The sequence below is a fragment of the uncultured Campylobacter sp. genome, from assembly GCF_947255105.1.
Taxonomy (GTDB): domain Bacteria; phylum Campylobacterota; class Campylobacteria; order Campylobacterales; family Campylobacteraceae; genus Campylobacter_B.
Genome location: NZ_CAMYFP010000007.1, coordinates 63,401 through 75,836 on the forward strand (window position 1 = coordinate 63,401; position 12,436 = coordinate 75,836).

Here is a 12,436-nt window from a genome sequence, read left to right on the forward strand (position 1 = left end):
GATATTTTAAGGATGATATTTGAGAGATTTTTTCATAGCATTGGCAAATGGAGTTGCCAAAAATGAGACAAACCAAAGAGAAAAAGAGCTACTTAGAAATATGGAGTTAGTTGGAGCAACTACTCTTTATAAGGGAGTTTATTATCTAAAGGATGGTTTTTATTGTGGAAGAATAGACATTAGCAAAACAGGAAATGGCTATGTAAGAGTCTTTGGCGATAAATTTCAAGAAGATATTTTGGTCGAGAAAAAATATCTAAATGAGATAAATTTAGGCGATATTGTCCTTATAAAAACTCTTACAAAAAAAAGAGGTAGAGTCTGCGCAAAGATAGCTATGCTTTTAAAACCGGCCTTTGCAACTAGCATTGTCTATACAAAAAAAGTTGGCAAAGAGATAGTTGGTATCAACATAAAAACAGCTCTTGCAAGAAATTTAAAAGCCTCTTTAAAATCCCTAAAAATGCTAGATGAGATGACACTTCTTAAAATAGACAATTTTAGCAATGAGATTATCGAAGTTATCGGCTCTTTGTTTGATGAAAATGTTGATGAAAAGATCTCACTTGGACTTTACAATAAACATGAAAGTTTCCCACATGAGTGCGAACAAGAGGCAGATGCATACAAAGATAGTGTTGATACTAACTTTTATAAAGAGAGAGTTGATCTTAGAGCGCTTGATTTTTGCACCATTGATCCAGTAGATGCAAAAGATTTTGATGATGCAATATATTATGATATAAAAAATAGGATTTTATATGTCGCAATAGCCGATGTTAGCGAATATGTAACCGCCTATAGCGCGATAGATAAAGAGGCTAAATTTAGAGGATTTTCTATCTATTTGCCACATAAAAGCATTCCGATGTTGCCGCCAATTCTTAGCCAAAACCTCTGCTCCCTAAAGCCAAACGAAGATAGACTTGCCTTTTGTTTTAAGATAAGTTTTGATGAAAAGAGCAATGTCACAAAAGAAGAGCCGATAAGTGCCATCATAAACTCCAAAGCTAGGTTAAATTATAATGAAGTAGATGAGTTTTTAGATGGCAAAGAAACCAATAAAAACCAGCCAAAATGGCTAAAAACTCTCTTTACTCTTACTCAAGAGATAAAAAAAGAGCGCCTTAAAAAGGGCTTTGACTTTAAAAGCAAAGAGCTTAGAATGGAGCTAAACGAAGATGGCTCTTTAAAATCAACTAGATTTGAAACCTCTTCGCCATCTCACAGCCTAATAGAAGAGTCAATGCTACTAGCCAACAAAGCAGCAGCCAAGATTGTAGCGCCGCGCGGTATCTTTAGAAACCACGAGAAAGCGGACTTTAAGAAATTTGAGCTCCTACTTAATGACCTTAGAGGCTTTGGAATTGATGTGAAATTTAACTATGACCTTTGCAAACTTGTAAAATCCATCCAGGCAAAGGCAGATAGTCTAGGCATACGAGAAGAGGTTGATAAACTCATCATCAAGTCACAAAAAAAGGCTGGCTATGGCGGAGAAAACAGAGGGCATTTTGGACTTGGATTTGATCTTTATAGTCACTTTACAAGCCCAATTCGCCGCTATAGTGACCTACATCTTCATCGTCTTTTAAAGGCTAAACTAAACAACGATGAAAAACTTTTTGACTATCTGCTTCTCAATATAGAAGAGAGCTGCAACTTATTAAATGAACTTGAAAGAGAGGCTGATAAGGTCGCATTTGACTTTATGGATAGAAAATTTGCAAGATGGGCGGCTAAAAATATTGGTAAAAATTTCAGATGCTATATAGATAGTAACCAAAACTTAACCATCGCAAAGCTAGATGATGAGATAAAAGGGGCTACAATTTTTATAACCAACTATGAGGGCGAACTTTTAGAAAAAGTTTTAGTCTGCATAGTAGATGTAGATATTGCAGCCACCAAAATTTATGCACGAGTGGTAAAGAGATTAGATGTATAGAAGAGATTTAGAACAACTCATATCAAAGAAAAGCATTCCTAAATTTATCCTACTTCGTGGTGCTTGCCAGTTTCAAAATGAGTTTTTTGGCGAGCAGCTTATCAAGATGTTGGGCAAGGAGTGCCTTAGACTTTATTATGGTGAGTATGAGTTTAATAGCGCTTTGGAGTTTTTAAGCCCATCACTCTTTGGAAGTGGCGGCACACTCTACATAAAAAGCGACAAAACACTGCCATCAAAAGAGATAAAAGCTCTGATAGAGCAGTGTAAAAAGGTGCAAGACTCCTATCTTATATTTGAGCTTTTTGATGAGGGGATAAGAGTGGCGCCAGACTTTGTTCGTGCTTTTGAGCAAAATTTTGTTAGATTTTTTAAGCCAAACAACCAAAATGAGGCGCTAAATTTACTCATACTTTATGCAAAAAAATTGGAGTTAAATTTCAATAGCGCCGCCCTGCTTCAAATTTATAAAATTCACAATGAAAATCTTTTGTTATGCGCCAATGAACTTGCCAAATTTAGGACTTTGGGAGTTGAGGTAAGTTTAGAAAATGTAAAAAACCTTGTCTTTGGACTAAGCAATGTAAGTTTTGAGGAGATTTTTCAAAAAATTATTGAGTTAAAAGACTTTAGAGAGGACTTTTTTTTGTTGCTGCAAAGTGGTTCATACAACGAAGTTGCGCTGCTTAACTATCTCTATAGCTCATTTTTTAGGATTTTTAAAATTTACAGCTACATAAAGATAAATGCCAAATTTGACCTAGTTGCAATACTTGGCTACAATCCGCCTGTAAATGTAGCAAATGAGCTAAAAAGAACTGCTCTGAAATTTAACGAAAAGGGCTACTTTGAGATTTTTACTCATCTAAATGAGAGTGAGTTAGCTCTTAAGACAAACTCCAAATTAGACAAACCGCTCTATCTTTTATCACAACTTCTAAGACTACAATATATCATCTCTAAGTATAAGTAAAGTTTTATTTAGTTAAAATATCCCCTTTGTAAATACAAAAATACCTTGCCTGCTTTTGCGAAAGTAGGCTATAAACCACAAGGAGAAAAGATGAAAAATTACGAAGTTTTATTCATCCTAAAGCCAACATTGACTGAAGATGAAGCAAAACAAAGAGTTGAGTTTGCAAAAGATATAATTGCAAAAAATGGCGGCGAAGTAGCCTCAGTTATCGAGATGGGGACTAGAAAACTTGCCTATGAGATCAAAAAGTATGAAAGAGGAACCTACTTTGTTATCTACTTCAAGGCTCCACCTGCAATTATAGAAGAGATTCAAAGAAACTTAAGAAACAACGAAGACTTTATTAGATTTTTGACTGTTAAGTATGAAAACAAAGCAGAGGTTGCGGCGTGGGAAAAGCTTAGCAAAGGTATAAAGCTAGATAGCATAAAAAGAGCACCACGCAGAGAACCAAGAAGAGAATCAAAAGAAGAAGAACAAAAAGAAGACAGAGAAGATATAGAAGAGTAAAGGACAAAATATGTTCAATAAAGTAATTTTACTTGGAAATCTCACAAGAGATATAGAGCTAAGATACGCAAGTAGCGGTAGTGCTATAGGAAATAGCGCGATAGCAGTAACTAGAAAATTTAGTGTTGGTAGCGAAAAAAGAGAGGAAACATGCTTTATTGATATAACATTTTTTGGACGAACTGCTGAAATTGCCAACCAATATCTTGGCAAAGGAAGACAAGTTCTCATAGAGGGAAGACTTCAGTTACAGCAGTGGCAAGATAAAGCATCTGGCACCAACAGAAGCAAACATGTAGTAGTTGTTGAAAGTATGCAAATGCTTGGAGGTGGCAATTCACAAAATAGTGGCTATCAAAACAGCGGCTATCAAAGTGACTATAGCTCAAACTACACCTCACAACCAACCAAAGCGCCAAAAACTTCAAAAAAAGACAACATGCAAAGATATGATGACTCAGAAAAGATAGATGAGATAGATGTTGATGATTTTAATGGCGATGAAATACCATTTTAAAGGAATATAAATGTCAGAAAAAAGAAGATATGCAAGAAGATATTGCAGATATACAGAAGCTAAGATAGAGTTTATCGATTATAAAGATACATCAATGTTGAGATATTGTCTCTCAGAGAGATTTAAAATAATGCCTAGACGCCTAACTGGCACTAGCAAAAAATATCAAGAGATGGTTGAAAAAGCCATCAAAAGAGCAAGACAAGCAGCTCTTATACCTTATATCGTCGATAGAGATGATGTAGTTCAAAATCCATTTGAAATACTATAAATTTAGCCCACTTTGGGCTAAATTTCACACCTAAATTTACACAGACAAAATTCCAGCCAACTTCAAGTTTAACCAAACTCCAAATTTAAAAATAGTCAAAAGCTTATTATATATATAAAAAAATATACAAATAAAAAAGAAAACATTTACTCCATATCAAATAAAATCACAGATATTTTAGCTAGAATAAAAGCTGTTGATTGAATGCAAGGAGGATTAATCAATGAATAGAAGAGATTTTATCAAAAGTGCTGCAGCAGCCTCAGCCTGTTCTGCTATTGGCATAAGTGTTCCATCTTCTTTATCAGCTAAATCAAACGAAGCTGAAAAATCATGGAGATGGGATAAGGCAGTTTGTAGATTTTGTGGAACTGGATGTGGGATCATGGTAGCTACAAAAGATGGAAAAATAGTAGCTGTAAAAGGTGATCCTAAAGCTCCAGTAAATAGAGGCTTAAACTGCATAAAAGGTTATTTTAACGCTAAAATTATGTATGGCGAAGACCGCTTGACAAAACCACTTTTAAGAATGAATGAAAAAGGTGAGTTTGATAAAAAAGGTAAATTTGCCCCTGTTAGTTGGCAAAGAGCCTTTGATGAGATGGAAAAGCAGTTTAAAAAAACATATAATGAGCTTGGACCTACAGGAATTGGTGTTTTTGGAAGTGGTCAATACACAATCCAAGAGGGATACGTTGCTTCAAAACTTATAAAAGGTGGATTTAGAAGTAACAACCTCGATCCAAACGCAAGACACTGTATGGCAAGTGCTGTTGTTGGCTTTATGCAAACTTTTGGAATTGATGAACCATCAGGCTGTTTTGATGATATCGAGCTAACTGATACTATTGTTTGCTGGGGCGCAAATATGGCTGAAATGCACCCAATTTTGTGGGCAAGAGTAAGCGATAGAAAGTTAAGCGATCCAGAAAATGTCAAAGTTGTAAATTTAAGCACCTATTCAACTAGAACTTCAAATTTAGCAGATATTGAGATTATTTTTAGACCTTCAACTGATCTTGCCATTTGGAACTACATCGCAAGAGAGCTTGTTTATAATCATCCTGATTTGATAGATATGGATTTTGTTAAAAATCACTGTGCGTTTGCAACAGGACCTGTAGATATTGGTTATGGCTTAAGAGAAGATATAAATCACCCAAAATACAAAAAAAGTGAGCTTGATACCGCCGCTAAACAAAAAAGCAAGGTTGTAAGCGACTTTGAGGGTGAGAGTTTAGCCTATCTTGGATATAAATCAGGCGATACTTTAGAGATGAAAAATACAAAATCAGCTGGAAAGCACTGGGCGATAAGTTTTGAAGAGTTTAAAAAAGCACTTGCTCCATATACTCTTGAATATACTGCAAAAATTGCAAAAGGCGATGAAAACGAAGATACCCAGGAGTTTAAAGCAAAACTTCAAGCACTAGCTGATCTATACATAGAAAAACAAAGAAAAGTTGTTAGCTTTTGGACTATGGGCTTTAACCAACACACAAGAGGAACTTGGGTAAATGAACAAAGCTATATGGTGCACTTTTTGCTTGGCAAACAGGCAAAACCTGGAAGTGGAGCATTCTCTTTAACAGGTCAGCCAAGTGCCTGTGGAACAGCAAGAGAGGTTGGAACATTTTGCCACAGACTTCCTGCTGACATGGTTGTTGCCAATCCAAAACACAGAGCTATTACTGAAAAAATTTGGAAACTGCCAAATGGCACTATTAATCCAAAAAATGGCTCACATTTTGTAAAAATTATGAGAGATTTAGAAGATGGCAAGATTAAATTTGCTTGGGTTCAAGTAAATAACCCTTGGCAAAATACTGCAAATGCAAACCATTGGATAAAAGCAGCAAGAGAAATGGATAATTTTATCGTAGTAAGTGAAGTTTATCCTGGAATTTCAGCAAAAGTAGCAGATCTGATACTTCCAACAGCAATGATTTATGAAAAATGGGGCTCTTACGGCAATGCCGAAAGAAGAACTCAACATTGGCGCCAGCAAGTTATTCCAGTAGGCGATGCTATGAGTGATACTTGGCAAATGCTTGAGTTTTCAAAACGATTTACCTTAAAAGATGTTTGGGGCGAAAAAAAGATAGATGAAAAACTCACTCTTCCAAATGTTTTAGAAGAGGCTAAAAAAATGGGCTACAAAGAAAGTGATACACTATTTGATATACTTTTTGCAAATGATGAGTGGAAAAAATTTAGCAAAGATGACAAAATCATGGGCAAGTTTGACAACTCAGAAGTAAATGGCGATAGCAGAAATGTAGTTGGAAGCGATGGAAAAGAGTTTAAAGGATATGGCTTTTTCGTCCAAAAAGCAATTTGGGAAGAGTACCGCAAATTTGGACTAGGTCATGGACATGATTTGGCTGATTTTGATACATACCACAAAGTTAGGGGTCTAAGATGGCCAGTTGTTGATGGCAAAGAGACTCAATGGAGATTTAATACACTTTATGATCCTTATGCTAAAAAAGAAGCGCCACAAAGTGATTTTGCATTTTATGGAAACAAAGGCGCAAAACTAAGTGCTGGAGATTTAGCAAAGGCAAAAGATGATGAAAAGGTTGATATCAACAACAAAGGTAAAATTTTCTTCCGCCCTTATATGGATCCGCCTGAGATTCCAAATAAAGAATATCCATTTTGGTTATGCACTGGAAGAGTTTTGGAGCATTGGCATAGCGGAACGATGACAATGAGAGTTCCTGAGCTTTACAAAGCAGTTCCTGAAGCAATGTGCTATATGAGCGAGCTAGATGCTGGAAAGCTAAATTTGATGCAAAATGATATCGTCTGGATAGAAAGTAGGCGTGGAAAAGTTAAGGCAAGAGTTGATTTAAGAGGACGAAATAAACCACCTGTTGGACTAGTCTATGTTCCTTGGTTTGATGAAAATGTCTTTATAAATAAAGTTTGTCTTGATGCGACCTGCCCTTTATCAAACGAAACTGATTATAAAAAATGTGCAGTAAAAATTTATAAGGCGTAGATTTATGACAAGAAGAGAGGTGTTAAAAATAGCTTGCCTGTTTAGTGCCGGTGGGGTCTTATGGAGCATTCCTCAAAATACGAAAGCTAAATTTTTTTTAAGACCACCTGGTGCAAAAGATGAAAAAAGTTTTGTGGCAAGTTGTATAAAGTGTGGACTTTGCGTAAAGGCTTGTCCATACGACACACTTAAGCTTAGTACTATTTTTGACAACACCTCTATTTCAACGCCCTATTATTCGCCAAGAAAAATTCCATGTTATATGTGTGAAGATATCCCTTGTGCTGCTATTTGCCCAACATCTGCACTTGATATAAAGTCTTTGCAAAAAAATGATTTGTTAGATGTAAATTTGATGAGATCTGGCGTTGCGGTTGTGGATATGAAAAGTTGTGTTGCCTACTTTGGAATTCAGTGCGATGCCTGTTATAGAGCCTGTCCGCTTATAGACAGGGCTTTGTATTTGGAGTATAAAAGAAATGATAGAACGGCAAAACATGCCTTTTTACTTCCAGTTGTTGATGGCGATATTTGCACGGGATGTGGGATGTGCGAGAAAGTTTGTATAACCAAAAAACCTGCTATTAGCGTAGTTAGAAGAGAGTTTGTGCTTGGCAAGATGAATGATAACTATGTAATTGGCTGGGAAAAAGACGGCGATAAAAAGCTAAAAGATACCAACACAAAGATAAAGCTTGATAAAACAAAAGCGCTTGATTATCTAAATAGTGAGGAGTTTTAATGAAAATAAACAATCTTAGAAGAGTTGTTCAAATTTTGATTTTAGCTCTATTTATGCTTGGAAATTTAGAAATTTTAAATATCTTAAAGGGAAATTTAAGTAGCTCTGTTTTATTTGGCAAGATTTCACTAAGTGATCCATTTGCAGTGCTTCAAATTTACCTAGCAACTTTCAATGTTTCATTTGTTGCAATAAGTGGCGCTTTAATCATTGCTTTATTTTATAGTTTGATAGCTCCAAGGCTCTTTTGTTCGTGGGTCTGCCCTGTCAATCTCATAACAGATTTTGCCTACTTTGTAAGAAAAAAGCTTAAAATTAGAGGTAGTTATTTAAATTTAAATGCAAATTTTAGATACTATTTTTTGGCTTTGAGTTTAATAGCTAGCTTTGTTTTGAGCGTACCTGCTTTTGAAAATATAAGCTTTGTAGGGGTCATTCAAAGGGGATTAGTCTATCTAAATTTGACCTTTTTAAATGTTGCTTTTTTGGTTTTTGTTTTTGACACTTTTGTAGCAAAAAGAGGAATTTGCTCTAAAATTTGCCCACTTGGTGCATTTTACGCACTACTTTCAAAATTCTCACTAATAAGAGTAAAACATAGTTTTAAAAACTGCACAAAATGCATGGACTGCATTAAGGTTTGCCCAGAAGATGGCATTTTAAAAGATATTTCAAAAAAAGATTTTTTTATTAGTAGTAGCTGTATAAGCTGCGGTCGTTGCGTGGATGTTTGCACGCATGATGCATTAAATTTCGGTATTATAAAAAAGGATAAAAAATGAGAAAAATTATACTATTTTTCATCTGTGTTGTCTTTGCTTTTAGCCAACAAGATGGCCTAAGAAAGGCTAGTTTAACGAGTGAAGAGAGTTTGGTTTTGCAAGATTTTGCCTACAGCAGTGATGCGCCTGGAACTTCAACTAGATTTGATAGATCTTTTGAAAACTCACCGCCACTTATACCGCATGATCTAGACGGACTTTTGCCAATTACATTAGAGCTTAATATGTGTACAACCTGCCATATGCCTGAGTTTGCAAAAGATATCGGCTCAACTGCCATACCAAAATCTCATCTTGTGGATTTAAGAACTGGCAAGGATTTGCACGGAGAGCTTGATATGACTAGATATAACTGCGTTCAATGTCACGTTCCACAATCAAATGCAAAAACCGTGGTAAATAATAAATTTGAAGCAGTTTTTAGAGACAAAGTTTTAAAACATGGCTCAAACTTACTTGATGTGCTAAATCAAGGCGTTGAGTAAAAGGACATAAAGGTGCTAAAAAGATTTCAAAAGACTATTTATCCGCCCTATTTTAGCGGTAAATTTGAATGTTTGGAATGCAAGGCACCTTGTCTTACTTCATGCGATAAAAATCTAATTAAGCTTAAAGAGAATTTTGTCTATTTTGAGCCAAATGAGTTTGGATGTGATTTTTGTAAAAAATGTGCAATTGCTTGTCAAGAAAATCAAAAAAACACTCTAAATTTAGACTTTAGCGCCAAAATAAATGCAGTTGCAAAGATAGAGATAACATCTTGCCTTGCTTGGAATGATACGATGTGCTATAACTGCTATGAAGTTTGCAAATTTAAGGCAATTGAATATTTTGGAGTCTTTAAGCCAACTATTAATGAAAACTGCGTTGGATGTGGCGAGTGCGTGGGAGCCTGCTTTAAGGAAGCACTTAGTTTAAAAGGGGTTGCTTTTTGAGAGTTTTTATAACTATTTTACTTTTATTTAACTCTATTTTTGCAGCAGAGTTTTTAGGTGAGATTAAAACTGATTATCCTGTTACAAATTTGCTTTTAAAAGATAAAAATTTATACATCTCAACCGATAGTGGCGAAGTTTTAGTCTATGATGTGGAGCAAAACCAGACTATAAAAACCATAAATTTACCTCAAATTTCATCATATTTTGAGACAAAATTGCCAAAAGTTTTTAACACAGATGCATTTGATGATAAAATTTTGATTTTAAGTGAGGATGATTATTATAAAAGAGCCATATATATCTATGAAAATGGAACTCTAAACAAAATAAAATTAGATAATGAAAGTGTTAAAAAAGCTCTTTTTATAAATGAAAATTTGATAGTTTATGCAAGTTTGAGTAGTGAAATTTCATTTTTCGACCTAAACAAAAAAGAGGTGATTTTTGAGTATAAATTTTCTACTTCATCACTTGGCGATATTGAAATTTTAGATGATATTTTGATAGTTGGGTGCGAAAGTGGAGAAATTTACAAATTTTCATTAGATGAAAATAGAGTTTTGGATACTATTTTAGCTCATAAAGATAATATTTACGATCTTTATATGAATTGTAAAGATGAGTTTATAAGCGGTTCGGCTGATAAAAATGCTGTTTTTTATAAAGATGGAAATTTAAAAAGCTTTCAAGCCAATTTTTTGGTCTATGCTGTTGGGCTAAGTGATAAATATTTAGCTTTTATGAGCGATGAAAATAGTGATATATTGGTATTGGATAAGAGTTTTAATAGAGTTGATTTTATAAAAACAGAACAAAGCACACTAAATGCAATTATTTTTTATAAAGATCTTATTTTTTCATCAGCTTATGAGAAAAATATTAAAATTTGGAGGATAGAGTGAATATTTCAAGTTTAGTTGTAAATTTAATAGACAAAAATGGCTTAAATTTAGCCATAGAAAATTTAAATAAAATCAAAAATTGTGAAGTCATAGCTCATCAAAACAGCCAAATAGTCGTTGTTTTGGAGTGTGAAAGCTTTGATGAGCAGATAAAAACATTTAAAGAAATTGAATGCTTAGAAAATGTAAAAGAGGCTTATATGGTATATAACTACGAAGATAGCGATGTTTCTTTAAAACAAAATTTTATAGATGAAGTCTTAAATAAGGAGTTAAAAGCTGGAGTGATAAAATACAGTGGAAATATCAAAGTGTAATCACTCGTATTTTAAAAAGTCAGTTTTTTTATAAAACTCATCAACATCTTTATGACTTTTGATAACTCTGTTTAAATATGAGTTGAAATTCTCGCTTTTTTTGTAAACTATCTTTAAATTGTTAGGCTCAATTGCTCTTGAAAGTGCGACATAAAGCTGTCCTTCGGCAAAAATATGCGTTAAATCACAAGTTAGCCGCTGGATACTCATACCTTGAGATTTGTGGATAGTTATGGCATAAGCAAGTCGAAGTGGAAACTGAAAAAAACTAGCTATTATATTGTATTTAAGCTCATCATTTTCATTTATATACTCTCCAAAATCATAGTTATTTGGCTTTACTTCGACTAATTCGCCATTACTTTTCTCTACTAAAATTTCTGAAATTTCACCATCATTTAAAAAAACATCTTTTATAACACCTTGCTCACCATTATAAAACTCACTATCATCAAGAATATTTTTATATTTATTGATAGTAAAAATCACCTTTGCACCAATTTTAAACTCGAAAACAGTTGCAACATTTAGATTATTTAGCCATTTATCAATCCTATCTTTATGAACTAAGTTATCATTTATTATAGTCTTACCAATGTGTTTTAGAAGTGGAGAGTTTATTTTTTCAAGCATGAAGACATTTAATTCATTTGCCTCTTTATTTCTTCCAAAAAGCACTGTTTCATCGCTACTTGGAGTAAATTTTACCTCTGTAAAACCATATAAATATCTAGCATTCTCAATACTAATCTTGCCAACTCTTATCTTAGATAAAACTTTAAAAAATTCTAAATTTTTAGTTCTTTTTGGCTTGATTAATTCTATATTTTTAAATCTCATCATCTCCCATGAATAAGATCCAAAGGCATAGATACTTCTTTGGAAAAGATCTAAATTTTGATCTTTTGTAATTGGAGGTAGTTGATAAAAATCACCAACTACCATAACCCTACCTTTGTAAGTTAAATTTATAAGCCTTAAGTAAATCATCTCGAATAAATCAGCCGAAACCATCGAAATCTCGTCAATGATAATAAGTTCTGTTTTATCTAAAATATTTTTTAAATTTTTAATTCTTTCCTTAGCTTTTGAACCTTTGTCATACTCGCTTAACTCGTTTTTGTTTTTACAAATCCCGAATCCAAAAAATGAATGAAGTGTAAGACCACCGATGTTTACAGCGCTAATTCCAGTGCTCCCCAAAGAGACAACACCTAAATTCTCATTTTTATAATGCTTTATTACTTTTGAAACAGCATAACTTTTGCCAACACCAGCCCCGCCTGTCAAAAAAATATTGTCAGTTTTTAAAAAATTTATTAACTCATCTATCATTTTTTATCCATCTTTTTTAATTACACTACATTATCATCTATTCCTAAGAATATGATAAAATCTAAACTATTTTTATTTAGGAGTTTTTGATTACTTTGATGAGTATTATCTGGGTGCTTTTAGGAAATTTGCTACTTTTAGTGGCAGAGCTAGAAGAAAAGAGTATGGTTGGTTTTGCGTTTTTAGCTTTA

13 protein-coding genes are annotated in these 12,436 nt (G+C 33.8%); 12 read left to right on the top strand and 1 reads right to left on the bottom strand.

Annotated elements, in window-relative coordinates; translation table 11 throughout:
* Nucleotides 1–19 precede the first annotated feature (19 nt).
* The 12 genes from Q0X52_RS05205 (at nucleotide 20) to Q0X52_RS05260 (ending at nucleotide 10,910) form a co-directional block, all read left to right on the top strand.
* Nucleotides 20–1,948 carry a ribonuclease R family protein gene (locus Q0X52_RS05205; RefSeq protein ID WP_297575700.1) on the top strand — a complete coding sequence of 643 codons (1,929 nt, stop codon included), beginning with the start codon at nucleotides 20–22 and terminating at the stop codon, nucleotides 1,946–1,948.
* Entirely contained in the window at nucleotides 1,941–2,921 is a 981-nt protein-coding gene (locus tag Q0X52_RS05210; RefSeq protein WP_297575702.1) for a DNA polymerase III subunit delta, read from the top strand. The genes Q0X52_RS05205 and Q0X52_RS05210 overlap by 8 nt, the downstream gene beginning before the upstream one ends.
* 90 nt (nucleotides 2,922–3,011) lie before the next feature.
* On the top strand, nucleotides 3,012–3,434 hold the full coding sequence (rpsF, locus tag Q0X52_RS05215; protein WP_297575704.1) for a 30S ribosomal protein S6: 423 nt from the start codon (nucleotides 3,012–3,014) through the stop codon (nucleotides 3,432–3,434).
* 10 nt (nucleotides 3,435–3,444) lie between these two features.
* On the top strand, nucleotides 3,445–3,951 hold the full coding sequence (gene ssb, locus Q0X52_RS05220) for a single-stranded DNA-binding protein (protein WP_297575706.1): 507 nt from the start codon (nucleotides 3,445–3,447) through the stop codon (nucleotides 3,949–3,951).
* A gap of 10 nt (nucleotides 3,952–3,961) precedes the next feature.
* The gene (rpsR, locus tag Q0X52_RS05225) at nucleotides 3,962–4,222 is read left to right on the top strand and encodes a 30S ribosomal protein S18 (RefSeq protein ID WP_297575708.1); all 261 of its coding nucleotides are present in this window, start codon (nucleotides 3,962–3,964) and stop codon (nucleotides 4,220–4,222) included.
* A 223-nt stretch (nucleotides 4,223–4,445) separates the two neighbouring features.
* Nucleotides 4,446–7,229, top strand: coding sequence for a nitrate reductase catalytic subunit NapA (gene napA, locus Q0X52_RS05230; protein WP_297575710.1), 2,784 nt, complete (start codon nucleotides 4,446–4,448; stop codon nucleotides 7,227–7,229).
* A gap of 4 nt (nucleotides 7,230–7,233) precedes the next feature.
* Nucleotides 7,234–7,971: a ferredoxin-type protein NapG gene (gene napG / locus Q0X52_RS05235; RefSeq protein ID WP_297575712.1), complete on the top strand. Its 738-nt coding sequence runs from the start codon at nucleotides 7,234–7,236 to the stop codon at nucleotides 7,969–7,971.
* Complete coding sequence (gene napH / locus Q0X52_RS05240) at nucleotides 7,971–8,753, top strand: quinol dehydrogenase ferredoxin subunit NapH (protein WP_297575714.1); 783 nt, start codon at nucleotides 7,971–7,973, stop codon at nucleotides 8,751–8,753. The genes napG and napH overlap by 1 nt, the downstream gene beginning before the upstream one ends.
* Nucleotides 8,750–9,238: a nitrate reductase cytochrome c-type subunit gene (locus Q0X52_RS05245; protein WP_297575715.1), complete on the top strand. Its 489-nt coding sequence runs from the start codon at nucleotides 8,750–8,752 to the stop codon at nucleotides 9,236–9,238. Before napH ends, Q0X52_RS05245 begins: the two co-directional genes overlap by 4 nt.
* Nucleotides 9,239–9,250: 12 nt before the next feature.
* The gene (locus Q0X52_RS05250; protein WP_297575717.1) at nucleotides 9,251–9,688 is read left to right on the top strand and encodes a 4Fe-4S binding protein; all 438 of its coding nucleotides are present in this window, start codon (nucleotides 9,251–9,253) and stop codon (nucleotides 9,686–9,688) included.
* Nucleotides 9,685–10,593 (top strand): hypothetical protein, encoded by a 909-nt coding sequence (locus Q0X52_RS05255; RefSeq protein ID WP_297575719.1) that lies wholly within the window; start codon nucleotides 9,685–9,687, stop codon nucleotides 10,591–10,593. Before Q0X52_RS05250 ends, Q0X52_RS05255 begins: the two co-directional genes overlap by 4 nt.
* On the top strand, nucleotides 10,590–10,910 hold the full coding sequence (locus Q0X52_RS05260; RefSeq protein WP_269483032.1) for a chaperone NapD: 321 nt from the start codon (nucleotides 10,590–10,592) through the stop codon (nucleotides 10,908–10,910). The genes Q0X52_RS05255 and Q0X52_RS05260 overlap by 4 nt, the downstream gene beginning before the upstream one ends.
* Here the strand turns inward: Q0X52_RS05260 and Q0X52_RS05265 are convergent, their stop codons facing one another.
* On the bottom strand, nucleotides 10,911–12,245 hold the full coding sequence (locus Q0X52_RS05265; RefSeq protein WP_297575722.1) for an AAA family ATPase: 1,335 nt from the start codon (nucleotides 12,243–12,245) through the stop codon (nucleotides 10,911–10,913).
* Nucleotides 12,246–12,436: the final 191 nt, after the last annotated feature.